Below are 20,338 nucleotides of genomic sequence, written 5' to 3'. Positions count from 1 at the left end.
CGGCCGGCGCCAACCGTTCCAGAGTGTCGAGTCCGATGCCGCCGCAACCCCCTTCCCACGATGAACGCGTCGCCAGTAAAGCGGTGGCCAGCGAGGCCGAGACGGCTGGAGGCGGAACCTGTGCGGAGGTCTTTTTCGCTTTTCTGCGGCTCGGCCTGACCGCCTTTGGCGGCCCGGTGGCGCACCTGGCCTATTTCCGCGAGGAATTCGTCGATCGCCGCCGTTGGCTCGACGATTATGCGTTTTCCGATCTGGTGGCGTTGTGCCAGTTTTTGCCGGGCCCGGCCAGCAGTCAGGTCGGCATGGCGCTGGGCCTGAAACGGGCCGGGTGGACGGGCATGCTGGCGGCCTGGCTTGCGTTCACGCTGCCGTCCGCGCTGGCAATGATCCTGCTGGGCCTGGGGCTGGCGCGTTTCGGCGGCCTGGCCAGCCTGCCGCTGGTGCATGGCCTGAAGGTGGCGGCCGTGGCGGTGATCGCGCAGGCGGTGTGGGGCATGGGCCGCTCGCTCTGTCCAGACGCGCCGCGCGCCGGGTTGGCCATCGTCGCCGCGTTGATCGCCGTCGCGCTACCGACCACCCTGGGGCAGATCGGCGCCATCGTGCTGGGCGCGGCGGCCGGCGCCGTGTTGCTGCAGGTGCCGCCTCGGCCGCTGCTGGCGAACCGGGCCCAGAGCGTGTCGCGCAGCGCCGGTTATCTCTGCCTGTCGCTGTTCACGCTGTTGCTGGCGGGGTTGTCGCTATGGGCGTCACTGTCGGACGCGCCGCTGGCGACGCAATTGGCGGGGTTCTATCGCGCGGGCGCGCTGGTGTTCGGCGGCGGGCACGTGGTGCTGCCGTTGCTGGAGACGGCCGCGGTTGGCGGCGGCATGGTGTCCAGCGCGGATTTCCTGGCGGGCTATGGCGTGGCGCAGGCGCTGCCGGGGCCGCTGTTCACGTTCGCCGCTTTCCTGGGCGCGGTCTCGTCCGGTCCATTGCCGGGCTGGGCCGGCGGCCTGGCCATGCTGGTGGCAGTGTTCCTGCCCGGCGCGCTGCTGGTGGCCGCCGCCTTGCCTTTCTGGGAAGGCCTGCGGCGCCGACCCGGCGTGCGCAACATGGTCGCGGGCGTCAACGCGGCCGTGGTGGGCATCCTGCTGGCGGCGCTGTACGACCCGGTCTGGACCGGCGCGATCCGCTCCAAGGCGGATTTCGCGCTGGCGCTGGGCCTGTTCGGCCTGCTGGTGTATGCGCGCTGGTCGCCGCTGTGGGTGGTGCTGGCCGCCGCGGCGGGCGGCTGGGCGCTGGGCTGGCTGGCGTAGCGCCGCCGGTCACGGGCGCCAGCGCGGCGCGCGCTTTTGCAGGAAGGCGTCGATGCCTTCGGCCGCGTCCTCCTCCATCATGTTGCGCGCCATGACTTCGGCGGCGTATTCGTAGGCCTCGGCCTGCGCCATCTGGCGCTGTGCGTAGAACATGCGCTTGCCGTGGCGGATCGCGGCGGGGCTCTTGGACGCGATCACGTCGGCCAGCGCCTGGACCCGCGCATCCAGCTCCGCGTCCGGCGCGACGTCGTTCAGCAGGCCCCAGTCGCACGCCTGCGCGGCGTCGATGAAGCGCGCGGTCACCAGCATTTCGAAGGCACGCTTGGTCGACACGTTGCGGCTCAGCGCCACCGCCGGCGTGGAACAGAACAGGCCGGCATTGATGCCGGAGACGGCGAAGCGCGCGCTGTCGGCGGCCACGGCCAGGTCGCAGCTCGCCACCAATTGGCAGCCCGCCGCGGTGGCCACCCCGCGGACCTTGGCGATGACCGGCACCGGCAGGGCCTGCAGGCCCTGCATGACGCCGCCGCACTTGCGGAACAGCGCCAGGTAGTAATCGAACGCGGGCTGGCTGCGCATTTCGCGCAGGTCGTGGCCGGCGCAGAACGCGCGGCCGGCCGATTCCAGGATCACGCAGCGCAGGCCGGGTTCACGGGCGAGCGCGTCGATGCGCGCGCGCAGCGCGTCCAGCAAGCCTTCGGACAACGCATTGAATTGCGCGGGCCGGTTCAACCGCAGCGTGGCGATGCCATCGCGCATCGTGTGCAACAGCAAGGGGTCCTGGGGCAGGGCATCGGCGGGCATGGCGTCTCCGAAAGGGGGGCTGGCCTCCACGATAGCAGGCTGGCGCCGCCTGCGGACCGGCGCGACCCATGCGGGGCGATTGGCGGGGCCTAGCCGTCGATCGCGCCGGGCAGCCCGTTGGCGCCGCGGATCGCTTCGATCAGGCGGCTCAGCGCGGGCGCCAGTTGCCGCCGGCTGGGGTAGTACATGACCAGCGGCGCGCCCGCTGGCGACCACTCGTCCAGCACGCGCCGCAGGCGTCCGGCGCGCAGGTGCGGCTCCGCGCAGCGCTCCAGGCAATAGGCCAGGCCGATGCCGTCCAGCGCGGCGTCCAGCGCCATGTCGGTTTCGTTCACGATCAGCGCGCCGGGCACGTCGATGGCGTGCGCGCGCGGCGGCTGCCCGAGTTCCCAGCGGTACATGGTCTGGTCGCCGAGCCGCAGCCGGATGCAGGCGTGGCGCAACAGGTCCTCGGGCGTCCTGGGCGTGCCGTGGCGGCCGAGATAGGCGGGCGCGCCCACCACCACCCAGCGCAATGGCGGGGTCAGCGGCGTGCAGACCATGTCTTGCGGCACCGTGTCGCCGAAGCGAATGCCGGCGTCGAAGCCGGCCTTGACTATGTCGACCATGTTGTTGTCGACCACGACCTCGATCTGCACGCCGGGATAGTCGTCGAGGTAGCGAGCCAGCACCGGGCTGAGGAGCAGCCGCGAGGCATCGCGCGGCACGTTGATGCGCAGGCCTCCCAGCGGGCCGCCGCGGTAGCGGTCCAGCTCCGACAGGGCCGCGCCGATCTCGCCGAAGCTCTGGTCCAGTTGCGCCGCCAAGCGGCTGCCGGCTTCGGTGGGCGCGACCGAGCGGGTGGTGCGGTTGAGCAGCTTGACGCCCAGGCGATCTTCCAGGTTGCGTAGCGCGTGGCTCAGGGCCGAGGTCGATACGCCCAGTTCGATGGCCGCCAGGCGGAAACTGCCGCGCCGGCAGATGGCCGCAAAGGCGCTGAGATCGGCCAGGTCGTGGCGGCTGTAGGACGGCATGAACAGCGGGGCGAAGATGAATAAATCGTTGAATCCGATTCAATAATACCTGACCTACACTCATCAACCTTTTTGTGTAGGAGAAGTCATGCTGGTCGAGACCATGCGTATTGAAGGCATCCCCACGCCTGTGTCGAGAATCGGCCTGGGCACGTGGGCGATCGGTGGCTGGATGTGGGGCGGCGCCGATGACTCGGCCTCGATCGCCACCCTGCGCGGCGCGGTCGAGCGCGGCATCAACCTGATCGACACCGCGCCGGTGTATGGCTTCGGCCATTCCGAGGAAATGGTGGGGCAGGCCCTGGCGGGCATGCGCGACCGGGCGGTCATCGCCACCAAGGGCGGCCTGGAATGGGCCGGCGAGGGCGTGCGGCGCAACTCCAGCCCGCAGCGGCTGCGGCGCGAGGTGGAGGATTCGCTGCGCCGCCTGCGCACCGACCGCATCGACCTGTATCAGATCCATTGGCCCGATCCGCTGGTGCCGATCGAGGACACGGCGCGCACGCTGGAAGCGTTGCAGCGCGAAGGCAAGATCCTGGCGGTGGGGGTGAGCAATTATTCGCCCGAGCAGATGGATGCGTTCCGCGCGGTGCTGCCGCTGGCGTCGGTGCAGCCGCCCTACAACCTGTTCGAGCGCGCCATCGAGCGCGACGTGCTCCCCTATGCGCGCGAGCACGGGCTGGCCGTGCTGGCCTATGGCGCCTTGTGCCGCGGCCTGCTGTCGGGTCGCATGACGGTGGACACCACCTTCGGCGCCGACGACCTGCGGGCGGCGGATCCGAAGTTCCGCCGGCCGCGTTTCGAGCAGTACGTGCGCGCCACCAAGGAACTGGAGGCCATGGCGCGGATCCGCTACGACAAGCCGGTGCTGGCCTTGGCGATCCGCTGGGTGCTGGACAGCGGCCCGACCATCGCCCTGTGGGGCGCGCGCCGTCCCGAACAACTGGACGGCGTGGACCAGGCCTGCGGCTGGCACCTGAGCGACGCCGACATGGCCGACATCGACGAACTGCTGGAAAAGAACGTCCTCGATCCTGTCGGCCCCGAGTTCATGGCACCGCGCGCGCGGGAATAGGCGGCGCCCGCCGCGCCTCAGCCGGCCACCTGACCGAGCAGCGCGCGCAGCCAGCCCAGGCCGGCGTCCGCGTCGGCGCGCTGGTGCCAGATCATCTCGAACGCCAGCGGCGCGATGGCGAATGGCGCCGGCCCCACGGCCAGGCCGGCCGGCGCCGGCGTCACCGAGCGCCGCGCCACCGTCAGCACCAGGTCGGTGCCGGCCAGCACGGCGGACGCCGCCGTCCAATGCGGCAGCCGCAGCGCCACGCGGCGCGACTGGCCGAGGCGGGCCAGCGCCGCGTCCACTTCCGCCGCGCGCTGGTCCTGGCTGGCGGCCGCCAGCACGTGCGGTCGCGCCAGGTAATCCTCCAATGTCGACGGCAGGCCGGCGGCGGCGTCGGCGACGCAGACGAAGCGCTCTTCGAACAGCACCTCGCGCTGAATGTCGGCGGGGGTCTCGCCGAATACGGCCAGCGCCAGGTCGAGCTGGCCGTCGGCCACGCCCGCGATCATGCCGCTACGGCTGGCATAACTGATCTCCAGGTCGATACCCGGCGCGTCGCGCCGCAGGCGCCGCATCAGCGGCGGCAGCAGCACGCTCGCGCCATAGTCGGACATCGCCAGGCGAAACGCGCGCCGGCTCGCCGCCGGCTCGAACACCGCGCCCGCCAACAGCCGACGCACCTGCGCCAGCACATCGCGCAGCGGCGCTTCGAGCGCCAGGGCGTGCGGCGTGGGCCGCAGGCCGCCACGGGTGCGATGGAACAGCGGGTCGCCAAGCAGCGTCCGCAGGCGGGCCAGCGCGTGGCTCATGGCGGGCTGGCTCATCGGCAGACGGGCGGCGGCGCGGGTCAGGTTGCGCTCGTGCAGCAACGCGTCCAGCACCACCAGCAGATTCAGGTCGATGGCCCGTAAATTATTCACTGGCTGCATATTCAATAGACAAATATCGAATTGGATTCAACGGTTGACGAATAAGAGAATAAAGCCAATCCTCTTGAATCGGAGCAAACCTTGAATACCACGACCTTCTACGCCGTTCCCGCCGCCATCCTGGCGGGCGCGCTGGTGCCTATCCAGGCCGGCGCCAATGCCGCCCTGGGCCGTCACCTGGGGCATCCGCTGTGGGCCACCATGGTCTCGCTGGCCATCAGCGCCATCGCCGCGATGGCGGTGATGGCGGTTCTGCGCGTGCCGGCGCCGAGCTTTGCCGAGATCGGCCGGCTGCCGTGGTGGGGCTGGACCGGCGGGCTGGCCGGCGTGTTCTACATCACGGCGGCGCTGATGCTGGCGCCGCGCCTGGGCGCGGGCGCCTTCCTGGCGGCGGTGATCGCCGGCCAGATGCTGGCGGCGCTGCTGCTGGACCGCTATGCGTTGGTGGGCTTCGTCGGCAGCGCGCTCAATCCCGGCCGGCTGGCGGGCGCGGCCCTGATCGCCGCCGGCGCGCTGTTGATGCACCTGTCGAACGCGCCGCGCGCGGCGGCGTGAGCCACGCCGGACGGCGTGGGCCGGGCGCTCAGTGCGAAGACGCGGCGACGCGGCGGGCCATCACGCCCGACAGGCAGAGCAGCGGCCCCACGATCACTACGCCGATCAGGCCCATCGCCGCTTGCGGGGCCACACCCTGGTCCAGCAGGGCGGTGGCGATGACAGCCGAGCCGCTCATCTGGAACAGCCCATAGACCGCGGCGGCGGTGCCGGCGCGATCGGCGAAGGGTTCCAGCGCCAGGCTCAGCGCCGAACCCAGCGCCAGCGAAAAGCCGACGGTGAGCACCGCCACCGGCAGCATGAAGATCCAAGCGGCCGCGGGCGCCCAGCGCCAGGCGGCCAGGTGCAGCAGCGCGGCCGCCAGCAGCGCCATCATGCCGACCCGCAGCATGGCATAGCGGCCGAAGCGCGCAATGAACACCGGCGCCAGGAAGAACGCCGCGATGTTGATGGCGGCGTTGCCGCCAAACCAGGCGGAAAACCCCAGCTCCGAATAGCCGAGCTGCTGCACCAGCACCACCGGCGCGGCCGACACGAACACCAGGATCATGGCCATGCCGGCCATGCCGAAAATGGCGAAGTAAAGGAAGCGGCCGCTGGCCGCAATGGGCGCGTAGCGGCGCAGGCTGTACAGGGGCGTGCCGCGCGCCGGCGCGGCCGCGCGGGTTTCGGTGAAACGCCACGCCAGCAACGCGGCCAGCGCCAGTGCGAACAGCACCATGAAGACGAAGGTGCTGCGCCAGCCGGCATGCACCGCCAGCGCGCCGCCCAGCATCGGCGCCAGCGCAGGCACCGTGCACAATGCGCCGTTCAGATAGCTGTAGACACGCGCCCCGACCGCCGGGCTGAAGCGGTCGCGCACCGCCGCGAATGCCACCAACGAAGCCGAGCACGCGCCCAGGCCCTGGATCACGCGGGCCGCGTAGAACAGCTCCAGCGTATTGGCCGCGGCGCCCAGCGCCGACCCGGCCAGGTAGGCCAGCGCGCCGCCCAGCGCCACCGGCCGGCGGCCGTAGCGGTCGGCCAGCGGGCCGATCAGGATCTGGCCGACGCCGACCGAGAAGATGAAGAGGGTGATGCTGGCCTGCAGCGCGCTGATCGATTGGCCGAAGCCGACGGCCATGGCGGGCAGGGAGGGCAGGTAGATGTCGATGCCCATCGGCGTGAGGGTGACCAGACCCATCAACAGGCCGATCAGCCAGCGTTGGCTGCGGGCGGGTAATACAGACTTCATTGGCGGACTCGGGGCGCACCGCGCGCGCGGGAAAACCTGACATTATCCACGACTGGCGATCCGCGCCGCCCGCCCCTGGCTGGCGTAGAATGATCCGCGCCATGCAGACCGCCACCCCGCCCGCCGCCCATCGTCCCCGCATCGTCATCCTTTATTGCACGCAGTGCCAATGGCTGCTGCGCGCCGGCTGGATGGCGCAGGAGCTGCTGTCCACGTTCTCCACCGACCTGGGCGAGGTGGTGCTGCAGCCCGGCACCGGCGGCATCTTCCAGATCACCTACGATGGCGAACTGGTTTGGGACCGCAAGCGCGACGGCGGTTTTCCGGAAGCCAAGGTGCTCAAGCAGCGGGTGCGCGACCGGCTCGATCCGGGCCGGCCGCTGGGCCATATCGATGGCCACGTCGTGGGGCCGGCGGCGCCGCCCGAGGCCTAGCGGGCCGTTGTCCGCCCGCGCGACGAGTCTTTCGCGCCAGGAAAAACAGCCGCCCGAGGGCGGCTGTGGGTCACACCGTCGAGGCCGGTCAGGCCGCCGTGCGGGCTTGTTCCAGTGCGGCTTGCGCCTTGTGCTTCTGCCTCACGGCCGACACCAGTAGCAACGCGATCAGCATCACGCAGGCCAGCACGAAGCCCAGGCTGATCGGGCGCGTCACGAAGATCGACAGGTCGCCGCGCGACAGCAGCAGGGCGCGGCGGAAATTCTCTTCCACCATCGGCCCGAGCACGAAGCCCAGCAGCAGCGGCGCCGGTTCGAAGCGCAGTCGGATCAGCGCATAGCCCGCCGCCCCGAACAAGGTCACCATGCCCACATCGAACAGGTTGTTGTTGGTGCTATAGACGCCGACGCAGACGAAGAACAGCGCCGCCGGGAACAGATAGCGGAACGGCACGGTCAACAGGCGCACCCACATGCCGATCAGCGGCAGGTTCAGCAGCAACAGCAGCACGTTGCCAACCCAGAAACTGGCGATCAGCCCCCAGAACATGTCGGCGTGCTCGACCATCATCTGCGGACCTGGCTGGATGCCGTGAATGATCAGCGCGCCCAGCATCAGCGCCATCACCGGGTCGCCCGGAATGCCCAGGCTCATGGTGGGGATGAAGCTGGTCTGGGTCGAGGCGCTGGTGGCGGCCTCGGGGCCGGCGATGCCCTCGATGGCGCCGCGGCCGAAGCGGCGCGGCTCGCGCGCCACCTTCTTTTCCACCGCGTACGAGATGAACGAGGCGATGGTCGGGCCGGTGCCCGGCAGGATGCCGAAGGCCGCGCCGATGGCGGTGCCGCGCACCAGGGCGCCGCGCGACTGCTTGATGTCGCCGGCTTCGGGCCGCATCGACTTCATGCTGACCTTGGTGCTGGTGACCTTGGTGTCGCCGCCGATCTGGTTGATGTTCTTGAGGAAGTCGGCCACGCCGAACAGGCCCATCGCCAGCGCCACGATCTGCAGGCCGTCGCTCAGTTCGAGAATGCCGAAGTGAAAGCGCATGGTGCCGGTGTTGACGTCGGTGCCGATCACGCCCAGCAGCAGGCCGACCACCACCATCGCCACGCCCTTGATCGCCGAGCCCTTGGCCAGCGTGGCCCCGGCCAGCAGGCCCAGCATCATCATCGAGAAATACTCGGCCGGGCCGAACTTGAAGGCCACGTCGACCAGCAGCGGCGAGAACAGGATCATCGCCAGGATGCCGACGGACGCGCCGCAGAACGACGAGAACATCAGCATGAACAGCGCCGAGCCGGCCTTGCCGTTGCGCGCCAGCGGATTGCCGTCCAGGCAGGCCACGGCGTGCGAGGCGGTGCCCGGCAGGTTCAGCATGATCGAGGTGATGCCGCCGCCGTACTGCGAGCCGTAGTAGATGCCCGACAGCATCACCAGTGCGGCGGTCGGGGTCATGGTGTAGGTCAGCGGCAACAGGATCGAGATGGCGGCCAGCACGCCCATGCCCGGCAGCACGCCGATCAGGTTGCCCATGAACACGCCGAACACGGCCCACAGCAGGTTGTCGAGCGCGAACGCGACCGAAAAGCCATGCATCAGGTTATTGAGGATTTCCATCGATCAGCCCCAGCGGAACAGCGGAAACTGCAACTGCAGCGCCCACGAGAAAACGGCCACGCCGAGAATGGTCACCCCCACGGCCAGCAGCGCTGCGCTGCGCGGCGTGTGCTGGCGATCGCCCATGGCCGAGATGAAGACCAGCGCGAAGGTGGCGGGCACGAGGCCGCCATACTTGCCCAGCAGGATGAAGGTCAGTAGACCGCCGATGATGCACCCCCAGCCGCGCCACTCGGGCGGCGGGACCTCTTCGGCGTCCTCTTCCGTAATCATTGGCGAGTAGGCCATGCGCGCGATGATCAGGCCCAGCAGGACCAGCAGCACGCCGAGAATGGCGGGAAACAGGCCGGGGCCCATGCGGGCCAGGCTGCCCAGGGTGTACGTGGATGCCTGCGCGATGGCGCCCAGGCCGAGCACGATCATCGTGCCCGCGGCCCACGCCTCGCGCTTGATGACGCTGCGTCTTGATTGCATTGGATTCATTCCTCCCTTTGTTGTGGTTTTCATTCGGACTGACTTCGGCCTGAATGAAAGCTGACATTCCAATGAATGCGGGAGTCTAAGAATCCAAACTTCCGAATACCTTTCAGGAAATGGAAAAAAATTCCACGCAAGGCGGAGCGCGTGGAAAAAACACGGGAAATCCCTAGGGGCCGTTAACGCTGATCGTCGAGCCCGGGACCGCGAGGCCCGCTTGCCGCCGCCGCGAGGCAGGGCGTCCACGACGCCCTGCGGGCAAGGGACTCGCCGCCGAGCGTCGCACCGTGGGTTCAGAGGCCGAGTTCGGACAGCCCCGGGTGATCGTCGGGACGCCGGCCCAGGGGCCAGTGGAACTTGCGGTCGGCTTCCCGGATCGGCAGGTCGTTGATGCAGGCGTAGCGGTGCGTCATCAGGCCGTCCTCGCCGAACTCCCAGTTTTCGTTGCCGTACGAACGGAACCAGTTGCCGGAATCGTCGTGCCATTCATAGGCGTAGCGCACGGCGATGCGGTTGCCGTCGTGGGCCCACAGTTCCTTGATGAGTCGGTAGTCCAGTTCCTTGGCCCATTTGCGGGCCAGGAAGGCGCGCGCTTGCTCGCGGCTGTTGACGAACTCGGCGCGGTTGCGCCAGCGCGTATCCAGGCTGTAGGCGAGCGCGACCTTGTCGGGGTCGCGGCTGTTCCAGCCATCTTCGGCCAGGCGCACCTTTTGCGCCGCGCTGTCGCGGGTGAAGGGAGGAAGAGGGGGGCGGGTAGTGGGGGTCGATGTCATCGCGCTGGCCTCGCAGGCGGGTGGAAAAAACGGGAATGCCACGAGCGTGGCCGGGCGCAAGGGGCGGGCAGGGTCATGGCCTCAGTCCCCGGGGCCCAGCAGCGCGGCGGCGGCGCGGCGCGCGCTGTCGGCGATGGCCGGATCGCGCGAGACCAGCGCCACCGCGATGGCGCCGTCGATCAGCACCAGCAATTGCGCGGCGGCCTCGTCGGGCTCGGGCAGATCGGCATCGCGGACCCGCGCGCGGATGTGGTCGAGCAGCCGCGCCTTGTGTTCGCGTGCCACCGCCAGCACCGGACTGGCTTCATCGCCGATTTCGCCGGCGGCATTGAGGAACGCGCAGCCGCGAAAGTCCTCGCTGGCGAACCATTCACGCAAGGCGTCGAACATGGACAGCAACCGCGCCCTGGGGGTGGCCGCCCGCGACGTGGCGTCGACGAACCAGCGCATCCAGCGTTCGTCGCGCGCCCGCAGGGCCGCGGCCACCAGCGCATCCTTGTTCGGGTAGTACTGATACACGCGCTTGCGCGCCACGCCGGAGGTCTTGACGATGAGATCCATGCCTGTGGCGTGGATGCCCCCGGCGTAGACCAGCCGTTCGGTGGCCTGGAGCAGGCGCAGGCGCGCGTCGTCGGGCGGGAGGTTGGGCGTGTCGGGCATGGCTGAGAATGATCGTTCTATATGCGATGGAGGCAATGGTAGAACGATCATTCTCTTCGGTCAAGCGAGTCGGTCAGGCGGTGAGCGCGCCCCCCACGCACGGGCTCGGTTCACTTGCTGTGCCGTCCCTGTCCGGGCGTCGGGTGCTGGGGTCGCCGCACCATTCAGATACATAAGCCAATCTCAAGATGCTTGCTTTATCTGTTAATTAATACTAAAATACTTAGATCGTCACACAAAAAGCCGGCAATTGTTCCGGATGCCGCCAAGCCAATGCCGCGCGCAGGCCTTGGCCTTCCCCCAAGGGGGGGTCCATCGAAGCGTCTTGCTTCGCCGCCGGCTTTACCGACGACCCCAGGGCCATGCCCTGGCGCCCGTTCCTGATGCCTGCCTTGCATCGCCGCCAGGGCATCCCGGGCGCGCTGGATATCCGAGTCGTTCCCTGCGCAGGGCAGGCCGACATCGCACACAGGAGAGTACGCACATGTCCCAACTGATCGCCAAGAAACCGCGCTTCGAAGTTCCGCCGCTGAACTGGAAGGCGCCAGGTTCGCGCCCGGACCCCGAAACCTCCACCCGCCCGGAAACTTCCGAGGCCGCCCAGGACAAGAACGCGACCCGCGTTCCTGACTGACCCCTCCAAGGCAACAACGCCGCGTCGACTCCGACGCGGCTTTTTTTTGGCGGCGCAAAGGCGCCCGCCGTCAGTCGGTGTTTTCCGGCGCCACCCGGTTCCACCTTGGCCCGATAGAGCAGTTCGTCGGCGCGGCGGAACAAGCTGTCCGCCGTCTCGATGCCGGGGCCGCGCGCCAGCGCCACGCCGAAGCTGGCGGTCAGCCCGAACACCGCGCCGTTTTCCGCCGCCACCCTGGCCCGCGCGATGCGCTGCCGCATGCGTTCGGCCATCTCCACCGCCTCGGCGGCCTTGTGGGCCCGGCACAGCACGGCGAATTCCTCGCCGCCCACCCGCGCGACCACATCCGCCTGCCGCCAGGTCTGCCGGCACAGGTCGGCCACCGTTTTCAGGGCTTGGTCGCCGCTGGCGTGGCCGTAGGTGTCGTTGATGCCCTTGAAATCGTCGATGTCGAACAGGATGAAGGCCAATGCCGCGCCGGCGTCGCGCCATTGCGACAGGGCTTGATCGAGGCGGTTCTCGAAGGCGCGGCGGTTGAGCAGGCCGGTCAGGAAGTCGGTCTCCGCCATCACCGCCAGGTCGACGATCAGGCGGTCGCGCTCCAGTTCGGCGCGTTTGCGCGCGGCGGCGTTGTCCTTGAGCACGCTCAGCGCCTCGAACATGCCGTCGACCTCGCCGCGGTACTTGCCCACGGGGATCGCGGCGACGGGCGTGCCGTTGGCGATGGCGCCGATGATGCGGGTGGCCTGCACGAACGGCCGTATCACGCGCCGGCGAAACTGCCGCAGCGACAGCATCAGCGCGGCCGCCAGCGCGGTGGCGGCTACCAGTGTGATGACCAGCAAGCGGATCGCGTCGCGCCGATGCTCGCGCATGCTCGCCTCCATCAGGTCCAGCATCAGGTCGCGGAACTGGCTGATGGCATGCATCAGCGGCACGTAGGTCGCGGCCAGCTCGCGCGCGCTGATGGTGGCGCCGCCGGGTTGCAGCGCCGCCATGTCGCGCACTTCCGCTAGATAGCGCATGCCTTCGCCGAAATAGAAATGCCGCAGGTCGCCGTAGGCCAGCGACTCGCGCAGGTCCGGCCGCGTCGCCAGGCGCATCTCCAGCAGGTCGTGCAACTGGTCGATGCGTCCCAGCACCCGTTCAATGCGGTATTCGTCGGACTCGGTCAGTTGGCGGTGCTTGGCAAGCGCCGGCGTGAAGGTCGAGCCCAGCAGGCCCGCCTGTTCGTGCAGCTCGCTCGCCAGCAACGCCAGGGTCAGCAGATTGGGCGCGTCGGCTCCGTTCCGCATCACCACGCCGGCGCTCTCGGCCATTGCCGCCTGCAGCTCGGGCACCAGCGCCACCATGCCGTTCACCGCCGCCAGCACGCGCTGGCCCGAGATGTCGGCGCGCGGCGTGGCGATCAGGGCGTCGGCGTCTGCGCGGGCCTTGATCAGGGCGTAGCGGATGCGCTGGATGTTGGTGAACTCCCGCGCGCTGTTCGGACTGAGCGGGGCGCGGTACAGCGCCAGGAGTTCGGCGATGCGCGTGTCGCTGCGTTCGCGGGCCGCCTGCAGCCCATCCAGCAGGGATGCCCCGACCGGGTAGTCGGCGCCCAGGGCGGCATTCATGGGACCACGCTCGGCGGACACCGTTTCCATCGCCGCGATGGTGGTGCGGACGATGGCGAAAGCGCGCAGCGCTTCGCCGGTGGCGAGATAGGCGGCGCGGCTCTGGAGCAGCAGGATTCCCGTCAGGACCGACATTGGCAGCAGCACGCCCGCCGCCAATATCAGGAAATAGCGTTCCAGTGATTTGATCGAGAATCTACTGCGCAACATACGGATGGGCCGGCCTGATGCGATGTGGCTGTGCGCGCAGGATACTGTAATTGCGCGGCTGCCAGGCCATCGCCGCGCGCCGCATGACGTCTCGCCGGGCGGCTCAGGGCCGTTCCAGGATGCGTGGGCCCGGCCCGTCGCGGCCGAGCACGTCGTCCGGGTTGCGCAGCGGACAGTCCTTGAGCGACAGGCAGCCGCAGCCGATGCAACTGTCCAGTTCGTCGCGCAGCCGGGTCAGCTTGCGGATGCGTTCATCCAGGTTCGCGCGCCATTGCGACGACAGGGCCTTCCATTGCGCCGGACTGAGGCGGTTGCCGTCCTGCGGGAAGCGCGACATGGCCTCGCGGATTTCCTCCAGCGGAATGCCTGTGCGTTGCGCCACCTTGATGATGGCGATGTAGCGCAGCACGATGCCGGGAAAGCGGCGCTGGTTGCCGTCGCTGCGCGAACTCTGGATCAATCCCTTGGTTTCGTAGAAGTGGATCGTCGAGACCGGCACCCCGCTGCGCCGGGCGACTTCGCCCACCGTCATGAGCCGCGTGATGTCGATCGGCTTGTCGCCCGCCATGGAAGTTGACCTCAAGTTAAGTTGAGGTCTTATAGTCCGCCGCGCTGGATTTGGCAACCCGCCGGATCCGGCCTGCCGCCGCGCCCGCCGGGCGGGCGGGACAACGCCGACCATCAGGAGCAGCACCCATGCAGACGCCGCAATACCTCGAACCCGTGCTTCAGAGCTCCTGGCTCTGGTTCATCGCGCGGCTGTGCCTGGCGGTGGTTTTCATCGCCTCGGGCGCGGCCAAGCTGATCGATTTCCAGGGCGGGGTGGCGGAAATGCGGGGCGCGGGGCTGGAACCGGCCCGCCTGTTCAACATCGCGGTGGCGGCGCTGATGCTGGCCGGTTCGATCCTGATCCTGGCGGACCGTGCTGTCTGGCTGGCCGCCGCCGCGCTGGCGGTGTTCCTGGCGCTGACGATCTTCATCGTTCACGCCTTCTGGCGCCTGCCCGAACCGCAGGCCAGGCTGGCGTTGTTCTTCGCGCTGGAGCACGTGTCGGTAATCGGCGGCCTGTTTGCGGCCGCCATCGCCAGCCACTACCGGGCGTTGGCGATGGCTTAGGGGGGCTTGCGGCGGCCCCGGGCCCTAGGGAGTGCCGTGCAGCACCACGCGGTTGCGGCCCTGCTGCTTGGCCGCATAGAGGGCGGCGTCGGCGGCGTGGAACACCTGGACCACGTCCGGCCCGCTGGTCGGCCATTGCGCCACGCCCGCCGACATCGTGATCCCGCCCACCTGTGGGAAGTCGCGCTCCGCGGTGCGTTGGCGCAGCCGCTCGGCCACGATCACTGCTTCCGTCGGCGCCACCCCCGGCAGCAGGATCAGGAATTCCTCGCCGCCGTTGCGGCACAGGATGTCGCCGGGGCGCGAGCAGTCGCGCATCAACTGCGCCACGTCCTGGATCACCTTGTCGCCCGCGGTATGGCCGTAGGTGTCATTGACCCGCTTGAAATGGTCGATGTCCAGCGCCAGCACCGAGAACGGCGTGCCCGAAGCCTGCAGGTGATCCACCGCGTCCTGCGTGCCGCGCCGGTTGCGCAGGCCGGTCAGCGGGTCGGTGATGCTGGCCAGGTTCAGCTTGCCGATCTTTTCCTGCAGGGTGGTGAAGCTCCAGATCACCGCGCGCTTGAGGCGCTCGGCCTCGAAATACCAGGCGCGCACCGACTTGACCCGTTGCATCGCCACCGCGACGTCATGATGTTCGACGTTGGTGGCCAGTTGCGACAGCGGCAGCGAGATCTGCCGCGCACACCACCAGATCGCCAGCAGGAACACCAACGCCAGCGGCGCGGCGTAGCCCAGCAGCGCCCACAGCAGCTCGCGGATCGGTTCCAGTGTCACGGCGGTGGGGCGCTGGGCCACCACGCCCCAACCGCTGGCGGGCACCGGCGCGTAGCCGGCCAGCATGTCCACGCCGCGTGAATTGACCACCCGGCGCGCGCCGGCCTGGCCCTCGATGACGGCCTCGATCACCGGATTGCCGTTCACCACTTCGCCGACCCGGCTGGCATCGGTGTGATAGATAAGCCGCCCGTCGCCATCCACCACATAGAGATAGGAGCCGTCTTTGTAGTGGTGCAGGCCCAGCAGGTCGTTGAGCGCGCTTTCCCTGCGCAGGTGCAGGGTGCCGGCGATGTAGCCCAGGAAGCGGCCGTCGGCGGCCAGCACCGGATAGGACAGGTTGATCAGCAGGTTGCCGGCGATCGAGACATAGGGTTTGGTGATGACCGGATGACGGCTTTGCAGCGCGACCCGGCTGCCCGGACTGTCGATCCGGGTGCCGACAAAGCTGCGGAAATCCTGGGTGGTGGCCAGCAGCACGCCGTCGGCGCCCACCACACCCACCGAATTGAACGTGTCGCTCTGCTCCTGTACCCGGCGAACCTCGGCCGCCAGCATGTCCGGGGCGCCCATGTGCGCCGCGATCTGGCGCGCGCTGTAGCCCAGTTGGCGTTCGGCCGCCTTGAGAAAACCGCCGGCGCTCTGCGCCAGCTTGGCGGCGTAGACGCGGTTGGCTTCCAGGGTGGTGGTGATGAGTTGCTCGCGCTGCAGCCGGTAACTGGCGTACAAGGCGTTGGCGGTAGCGGCGATGGCGCTGAATATCGTAAGCGCGAGCACCAGGCCGCGTAGATTGATTCGCATGGGGAGCACAGCAGGCATGGGTCTCGTTATGGGCGCGGCGCTGCGCAGCGCCGGCAGGCGCCATTGTATGCAAGCGCGCCTCGGGTCTCGCCGGGATCGAGCGGGTGTGGTTGGCGCGCTACGGTGTTTCGTCCCCGGATGGCGTGTCCAGCAGGCGCGCCGCGCGCGAGCGGGGCGCGGCGCCGGCGCGGAAATACCCCATCACGGTGGCCACGCTGGCATGGCCGGTCATGGCCATGGCGTCGCCCAACGGCACGTTCTGGCGGCCGGCCTCGGTCACGAAACCCGAACGCAGGCTGTGGGCCGAGAAATCGCCCTCGATGCCCGCCAGGCGGCAGCGTTCCTGGACGATGGCGCGCACCGCGGCGGCGGCGAGCGGTTCGCCGATCACATCGCCACGGCGGATGCGGCGGAACAGGGCGCCTTGGCGGATGCCGCTGGCGGCCAGCCAGGCGTCCAGGGCCAGCGCCGCCGCGCCGGCGATCGGCTTGCGGTCCTGGGCGCGGTCGGCGCCGGACTGGTTGGTCTTGGAGTGCGAGAGCAAATAGAGGTAATCCTCGCCCACCTTGCGCGTGTTTTCGACGGTCGCCCCGACCACCTCGGACCGCCGCCGGCCGCCGCTGGACCAGGCGAACAGCAGCAACGCCCGGTCGCGCAGGCCGCGCAGGGAGTCGTCGCAGGTGTCCAGCAGGGCCTGCAGCGGTTCGCGCGTCAGGGCGTCCTTGCGCGCCGGCGTCGCGCCCCGGCGGGCATAGGCGCGGCGGGTGCGGGCCAGCAGCTCGCGCACGGCGGCGGCGCGGCAGGGGTTGGGCAGCCCGGCCAGCTCATGGGCCTTGGAGAGCACCGACAGCCGTTGCAACAGCGTGTTCAGGCTGGGCGGCCCGAGCCGGCCCTTGGCCTTGATCCGCACCAACTCGCTGTCCAGCGCCGGCGGCAGCTCCGATGTCAGCCCCTGGGCGCCGGTCCGCTGGGCGTGGTCCACCACGAACTGGATCACCGCCGCCTCGGACAGCGGCAGCGCCAGGGGCCGGCCATAGCGCAGGCCGAACCAGGCCGACCAGTAGCGGATCGCGGCGCGATAGCTGGCGGCCGTATTGGGCGAACTACCCTCGCGCAGCAGGTCGCGCATGGCGGCGTCGGCCTGGCGGTCGAGCGCGCGGGGGTCCAGCAGGGGCAGTGGGGCCGGAGAAGTGGGCAGCATGCGGGGCGGGAAATGACCGGGAGCGGGGAGCCTGGCGTGGCACGGCCCGTGGATACTATCATTCCGCTACTTCGCTACCCGCCCCTGAAGGTGCCGCCCGGATGCACGACTCCACCTATCGCATGATCGCCGCGTTGCGGATGCGCCAGTTCGAATTGCTGACGGTGCTGGCCGACACCGGCAGCATGCGCGCCGCGGGTGAGAAGCTCTGCGTCAGCACCGCCGCCGTCAGCAAGGGCCTGGGGGAAATCGAGACGCTGCTGGGCATCACGGTGTTCGAGCGGCATGGCCGCGGCGTGAGCCTGACGCGGGACGGCGACATCCTGGTGCACCGCGCCCGCCTGTTGCTGTCCGAGGTCGCCAATCTCGCCGATGATCTGCGCGACCGCAAGCTGGGGCACGATGCGGTCCTGCGCATTGGCGCGCCGCCCTTCATCGCCTGGTCGTTGCTGCCCGACGTGCTGCGCGGCATGGCGGACGATGGCGGCTTGCCGCCGGTGCAGATCGTCGAGGGGAGGCTGGACGACACGCAGCGCAAGCTCGAAAGCGGCGAGATCGACGTCCTGCTGACCATGAACACCTCGTCCGAACTGGGCAGCCTCTGTCAGGAGGGGCTGGTGATCCGCCCGGTGGGCCGGGAACAGTGGATCGTGGTGTGCGCCGGCGATCATCCGCTGGCCCTGGCGCCGCGCGAGGCGCCGTGGACCTGGCGCGAGTTGAAGCAGCAGGCCTGGATACTGCCGGCCCGGCCGACGCAGGCCCGGCTGATGATCGAGCAGTTGCTGCTGGACAACAACCTGCCGCCCATCGCGCCCGCCATCGAGTCCATGAACGCCATCACCAACCTCAAACTGGTCGAGCGCCGGCTGGGGCTCAGCCTGCTGGCCCGGCGCACGGTGCAGGAACGCCTGGCGCGCGGCAGCCTGGCGGCGTTGCCGGTCCAGGCGCTGCCCGAGCCGATCCCTATCGTGATGGTGTACCGGACGCCGTGGCACCAGGACGACATCATCGAGCGCTTTCACGATGCCGCGCACGCGCTCCTGCAGGCCGCCAGCAACGCCTCTGCCGACATGCCGTCGGGCAGCACCGAGTCCAGCAGGTAATTGCGGTCCCGGAACGGCTCCGCGTAGACCGCTTCCAGCAACGTGATGCAGGCGGACAGCAGCGGGCAGTCGACCCCCAGCAGCCGCGCCAGCCGTTCCTGGAACACCAGGCCGAACGGCACGTCCTCCAGCACGTAGCGATGCGCCAGCCGCGCCGGGCCGAGCGGGCCGGCGCCGCGCGCATCGATGACGCGAGCGATGTCCTCCAGTGGGCCCAGCGGCACGTGGTACGAGCGCGAATAATGCTGCGCCAGGGTCGGCAGCGTGAACCCCAGGGCTCGGGCCAGCGCCAGCCGCTCCCGGTCCAGCGCCTCTGCCATGTTGGCGACCACCCCCGTGAAGTGGCCGAACAGCGGCCAGGCCTCGCCCCGGTCCATCCGGGTCAGGTTGGGGATCACCTCCGCGGCATGCGCGATCGGATTGATGTTGGCCAGGATGCTGGCCAACAGATTGTCGGCCAGCGCGAACCGGTCGCCGAACAGGGCCTGGCAATCGGCCAGTGCGTCGCGGCCGCCCGCGCGCGGCGCCAGCCAGGCCATGCCGATCTGGCCGCGCGGCGCGTTCAGGTGCAGGCGGCCGTCGGGCAGGAAGTGGGCGGTCGTGAGAGTCGTGCTCCACCCGACCGCGGTGACGTCGGCGCCATGCGCCGCCGCCGTCTGCCGCAGCCACAGCGGCACCAGTGACAGCGCGCCGCTGACGATCAGGGTCTGGCCGTCGCGCCAGTGGGGCGCCGCGTCTTCCAGGACCTGCTGATACTGGGATGCGGGCAGGCAGATGAAGACATGGCTGTAGTCCGACAGGTCGGACAGCCGCGCCAGCCGTTCGACCGCCACGGCGCCTTCCAGCGCGCCGACGCAGTCGAAGCGCGCCCGGCCGGGCTCGGCATGCGGGCGCAGGTGCCGCCCGGTGGGCGACCACATCGCCACCGGCAGGTCGCTGGCCCGCAGATAGGCCGCGGTGGCGCAGCCGATGCCGCCGGCCCCGACGATCGCGATACGGAAATCGTTGCGCCGCATGTCAGTTCACCGAAATGTGGCGGTCGCTGATGATCTTGCCCCAGCGCTGGTTTTCACGCGTGGTGTAGTCGCGCAGTTCGGCCGGGCTGGTGCCCATCACGATCACGCCCTGGTGGATCAGCTTCTGCCGCAGGTCGGCGTCGCCGAGCGCCTTGACCAGGGCGCCATGGAGCCGGTCGATCACCGGGGCGGGGGTGCGCGCCGGCACGAACACGGCGAAGGCGGTGGCGATTTCGAAGTCCTTGACGCCGGATTCGGCCACGGTCGGCACCTCGGGCAGCAGCGGCGAGCGCTGATCGCTGGAGACGGCCAGGGGCAGCAGCCGCCCCGAATTCAGGAACGGCAGCGAGACGCCCAGGTCAAGGAAGGCCATGTCGACTTCGCCGCTCATCACCGCCGTGCCGGCGGGGCCGCCGCCCTGGTAGGGGATATGGGTCATCTCGATGCCGGTCAGGGCCATCAGTTGTTCGGCCGCCAGGTGGCTGGTGGATCCCTGGCCGCCCGAGGCAAAGGTCAGACGGCCGGGTTTTTCGCGCGCCAGGGCCAGCAGTTGTGTCAAGGTCTTGACCTTCAGCGCGGGATTGACGGCCAGCACCAGCGGACTGGCGGCCAGCAGCGACACCGGGGCCAGGTCGCGCTCATGCTGGTACGGCAACTGCTTGTACAGGTGCGGGCCGATCACGAAGGTGCTGTTGGTGGCCAGCAGAGCGGTGTAGCCATCGGGCGCGGCGCGCACCGCCTGGGCATGCCCGATCGAGCCATTGGCGCCCGATTTGTTCTCGATCACGATGGGCTGGCCCAGGTCCTTGGCCAGGACGGTGCCTAACTGTCGCGCCAGCAGATCCACCGCGCCCCCGGGCGGCCACGCCACGATCAGGTTGATGGGGCGCTGCGGGTAGGCGGCCGGGGCGGTGGCGGACTGGGCGCTGGCGCCGCCGCCCCACAACAGGCAGAGCGGAAGCAGAATGGTTGCCAGACGGATGCTGCGCGGGGGGATCATGGCCATCTCCAG

20 protein-coding genes are annotated in these 20,338 nt (G+C 69.4%); 6 read left to right on the top strand and 14 right to left on the bottom strand.

Features of this window, described 5'->3' with window-relative positions; all coding sequences use genetic code 11:
- Positions 1-35 precede the first annotated feature (35 nt).
- On the top strand, positions 36-1,295 hold the full coding sequence (chrA, locus tag SB816_RS26095; protein ID WP_116793471.1) for a chromate efflux transporter: 1,260 nt from the start codon (positions 36-38) through the stop codon (positions 1,293-1,295).
- Between the two features lie 9 nt (positions 1,296-1,304).
- On the opposite strand, the gene SB816_RS26090 is transcribed toward chrA, so the two are convergent.
- Together SB816_RS26090 and SB816_RS26085 are read right to left on the bottom strand one after the other, a co-directional pair.
- Entirely contained in the window at positions 1,305-2,099 is a 795-nt protein-coding gene (locus tag SB816_RS26090; RefSeq protein ID WP_054502539.1) for an enoyl-CoA hydratase, read from the bottom strand.
- Between the two features lie 89 nt (positions 2,100-2,188).
- Positions 2,189-3,112: a LysR family transcriptional regulator gene (locus SB816_RS26085; protein WP_144657292.1), complete on the bottom strand. Its 924-nt coding sequence runs from the start codon at positions 3,110-3,112 to the stop codon at positions 2,189-2,191.
- An 88-nt stretch (positions 3,113-3,200) separates the two neighbouring features.
- Here SB816_RS26085 and SB816_RS26080 point away from each other — a divergent pair, with 88 nt between their 5' ends.
- Positions 3,201-4,187, top strand: coding sequence for an aldo/keto reductase (locus SB816_RS26080; RefSeq protein ID WP_410547736.1), 987 nt, complete (start codon positions 3,201-3,203; stop codon positions 4,185-4,187).
- Positions 4,188-4,204: 17 nt separating this feature from the next.
- Here SB816_RS26080 and SB816_RS26075 read toward each other — a convergent pair whose 3' ends face one another.
- On the bottom strand, positions 4,205-5,101 hold the full coding sequence (locus tag SB816_RS26075) for a LysR family transcriptional regulator (RefSeq protein WP_231133045.1): 897 nt from the start codon (positions 5,099-5,101) through the stop codon (positions 4,205-4,207).
- 81 nt (positions 5,102-5,182) lie between these two features.
- Here SB816_RS26075 and SB816_RS26070 point away from each other — a divergent pair, with 81 nt between their 5' ends.
- Complete coding sequence (locus tag SB816_RS26070; RefSeq protein WP_054502536.1) at positions 5,183-5,656, top strand: DMT family transporter; 474 nt, start codon at positions 5,183-5,185, stop codon at positions 5,654-5,656.
- A 28-nt stretch (positions 5,657-5,684) separates the two neighbouring features.
- Here SB816_RS26070 and SB816_RS26065 read toward each other — a convergent pair whose 3' ends face one another.
- Positions 5,685-6,890 carry a multidrug effflux MFS transporter gene (locus SB816_RS26065; RefSeq protein ID WP_410547735.1) on the bottom strand — a complete coding sequence of 402 codons (1,206 nt, stop codon included), beginning with the start codon at positions 6,888-6,890 and terminating at the stop codon, positions 5,685-5,687.
- A 101-nt stretch (positions 6,891-6,991) separates the two neighbouring features.
- Here SB816_RS26065 and SB816_RS26060 point away from each other — a divergent pair, with 101 nt between their 5' ends.
- Entirely contained in the window at positions 6,992-7,324 is a 333-nt protein-coding gene (locus SB816_RS26060; protein ID WP_054502860.1) for a SelT/SelW/SelH family protein, read from the top strand.
- A gap of 88 nt (positions 7,325-7,412) precedes the next feature.
- Here SB816_RS26060 and SB816_RS26055 read toward each other — a convergent pair whose 3' ends face one another.
- The 6 genes from SB816_RS26055 to soxR all read right to left on the bottom strand — a co-directional run bounded on the left by SB816_RS26055 (position 7,413) and on the right by soxR (position 13,880).
- On the bottom strand, positions 7,413-8,942 hold the full coding sequence (locus tag SB816_RS26055) for a tripartite tricarboxylate transporter permease (RefSeq protein ID WP_054502534.1): 1,530 nt from the start codon (positions 8,940-8,942) through the stop codon (positions 7,413-7,415).
- A gap of 3 nt (positions 8,943-8,945) precedes the next feature.
- Positions 8,946-9,416, bottom strand: a complete 471-nt coding sequence (locus tag SB816_RS26050; RefSeq protein WP_054502533.1) for a tripartite tricarboxylate transporter TctB family protein — start codon at positions 9,414-9,416, stop codon at positions 8,946-8,948.
- A 296-nt stretch (positions 9,417-9,712) separates the two neighbouring features.
- Complete coding sequence (locus SB816_RS26045; RefSeq protein ID WP_116793475.1) at positions 9,713-10,192, bottom strand: DUF1348 family protein; 480 nt, start codon at positions 10,190-10,192, stop codon at positions 9,713-9,715.
- 81 nt (positions 10,193-10,273) lie between these two features.
- Positions 10,274-10,852, bottom strand: coding sequence for a TetR/AcrR family transcriptional regulator (locus SB816_RS26040; protein WP_054502531.1), 579 nt, complete (start codon positions 10,850-10,852; stop codon positions 10,274-10,276).
- A 342-nt stretch (positions 10,853-11,194) separates the two neighbouring features.
- On the bottom strand, positions 11,195-13,312 hold the full coding sequence (locus tag SB816_RS26035; protein ID WP_410547734.1) for a diguanylate cyclase: 2,118 nt from the start codon (positions 13,310-13,312) through the stop codon (positions 11,195-11,197).
- Positions 13,313-13,415: 103 nt separating this feature from the next.
- Positions 13,416-13,880: a redox-sensitive transcriptional activator SoxR gene (gene soxR, locus SB816_RS26030; RefSeq protein WP_054502529.1), complete on the bottom strand. Its 465-nt coding sequence runs from the start codon at positions 13,878-13,880 to the stop codon at positions 13,416-13,418.
- Positions 13,881-14,008: 128 nt separating this feature from the next.
- Here soxR and SB816_RS26025 point away from each other — a divergent pair, with 128 nt between their 5' ends.
- Positions 14,009-14,428: a DoxX family protein gene (locus tag SB816_RS26025; protein WP_054502528.1), complete on the top strand. Its 420-nt coding sequence runs from the start codon at positions 14,009-14,011 to the stop codon at positions 14,426-14,428.
- Positions 14,429-14,452: 24 nt separating this feature from the next.
- On the opposite strand, the gene SB816_RS26020 is transcribed toward SB816_RS26025, so the two are convergent.
- Entirely contained in the window at positions 14,453-16,006 is a 1,554-nt protein-coding gene (locus SB816_RS26020) for a sensor domain-containing diguanylate cyclase (protein WP_116793478.1), read from the bottom strand.
- Positions 16,007-16,124: 118 nt separating this feature from the next.
- Positions 16,125-17,207, bottom strand: coding sequence for a site-specific integrase (locus SB816_RS26015; protein WP_175190128.1), 1,083 nt, complete (start codon positions 17,205-17,207; stop codon positions 16,125-16,127).
- A 101-nt stretch (positions 17,208-17,308) separates the two neighbouring features.
- Between SB816_RS26015 and SB816_RS26010 the strand changes: the two genes are divergently transcribed.
- Positions 17,309-18,310, top strand: coding sequence for a LysR family transcriptional regulator (locus SB816_RS26010; RefSeq protein ID WP_081273664.1), 1,002 nt, complete (start codon positions 17,309-17,311; stop codon positions 18,308-18,310).
- Here the strand turns inward: SB816_RS26010 and SB816_RS26005 are convergent.
- Both SB816_RS26005 and SB816_RS26000 read right to left on the bottom strand, forming a co-directional pair.
- Positions 18,226-19,326: an NAD/NADP octopine/nopaline dehydrogenase family protein gene (locus SB816_RS26005; protein WP_144657300.1), complete on the bottom strand. Its 1,101-nt coding sequence runs from the start codon at positions 19,324-19,326 to the stop codon at positions 18,226-18,228. The genes SB816_RS26010 and SB816_RS26005 overlap by 85 nt on opposite strands.
- Position 19,327: 1 nt before the next feature.
- On the bottom strand, positions 19,328-20,326 hold the full coding sequence (locus SB816_RS26000; protein ID WP_410547733.1) for a Bug family tripartite tricarboxylate transporter substrate binding protein: 999 nt from the start codon (positions 20,324-20,326) through the stop codon (positions 19,328-19,330).
- Positions 20,327-20,338: the final 12 nt, after the last annotated feature.

The sequence above is a fragment of the Achromobacter sp. SIMBA_011 genome, assembly GCF_046535435.1.
GTDB classification, from domain to species: Bacteria; Pseudomonadota; Gammaproteobacteria; order Burkholderiales; family Burkholderiaceae_B; genus Achromobacter; species Achromobacter dolens.
Note: the sequence above shows the minus strand (reverse complement) of the source record. Positions and strands in the feature narration are given on the sequence as shown.

Coding starts and splice junctions, on each gene's coding strand:
- SB816_RS26020 (WP_116793478.1), bottom strand. CDS start 16,006: ATGCGAATCAATCTACGCGGCCTGGTGCTCGCGCTTACGATATTCAGC.
- SB816_RS26035 (WP_410547734.1), bottom strand. CDS start 13,312: ATGTTGCGCAGTAGATTCTCGATCAAATCACTGGAACGCTATTTCCTG.
- SB816_RS26005 (WP_144657300.1), bottom strand. CDS start 19,326: ATGCGGCGCAACGATTTCCGTATCGCGATCGTCGGGGCCGGCGGCATC.
- chrA (WP_116793471.1), top strand. CDS start 36: ATGCCGCCGCAACCCCCTTCCCACGATGAACGCGTCGCCAGTAAAGCG.
- SB816_RS26000 (WP_410547733.1), bottom strand. CDS start 20,326: ATGATCCCCCCGCGCAGCATCCGTCTGGCAACCATTCTGCTTCCGCTC.
- soxR (WP_054502529.1), bottom strand. CDS start 13,880: ATGGCGGGCGACAAGCCGATCGACATCACGCGGCTCATGACGGTGGGC.
- SB816_RS26060 (WP_054502860.1), top strand. CDS start 6,992: ATGCAGACCGCCACCCCGCCCGCCGCCCATCGTCCCCGCATCGTCATC.
- SB816_RS26085 (WP_144657292.1), bottom strand. CDS start 3,112: ATGCCGTCCTACAGCCGCCACGACCTGGCCGATCTCAGCGCCTTTGCG.
- SB816_RS26040 (WP_054502531.1), bottom strand. CDS start 10,852: ATGCCCGACACGCCCAACCTCCCGCCCGACGACGCGCGCCTGCGCCTG.
- SB816_RS26090 (WP_054502539.1), bottom strand. CDS start 2,099: ATGCCCGCCGATGCCCTGCCCCAGGACCCCTTGCTGTTGCACACGATG.
- SB816_RS26065 (WP_410547735.1), bottom strand. CDS start 6,890: ATGAAGTCTGTATTACCCGCCCGCAGCCAACGCTGGCTGATCGGCCTG.
- SB816_RS26050 (WP_054502533.1), bottom strand. CDS start 9,416: ATGCAATCAAGACGCAGCGTCATCAAGCGCGAGGCGTGGGCCGCGGGC.
- SB816_RS26045 (WP_116793475.1), bottom strand. CDS start 10,192: ATGACATCGACCCCCACTACCCGCCCCCCTCTTCCTCCCTTCACCCGC.
- SB816_RS26025 (WP_054502528.1), top strand. CDS start 14,009: ATGCAGACGCCGCAATACCTCGAACCCGTGCTTCAGAGCTCCTGGCTC.
- SB816_RS26055 (WP_054502534.1), bottom strand. CDS start 8,942: ATGGAAATCCTCAATAACCTGATGCATGGCTTTTCGGTCGCGTTCGCG.
- SB816_RS26010 (WP_081273664.1), top strand. CDS start 17,309: ATGCACGACTCCACCTATCGCATGATCGCCGCGTTGCGGATGCGCCAG.
- SB816_RS26080 (WP_410547736.1), top strand. CDS start 3,201: ATGCTGGTCGAGACCATGCGTATTGAAGGCATCCCCACGCCTGTGTCG.
- SB816_RS26075 (WP_231133045.1), bottom strand. CDS start 5,101: ATGCAGCCAGTGAATAATTTACGGGCCATCGACCTGAATCTGCTGGTG.
- SB816_RS26015 (WP_175190128.1), bottom strand. CDS start 17,207: ATGCTGCCCACTTCTCCGGCCCCACTGCCCCTGCTGGACCCCCGCGCG.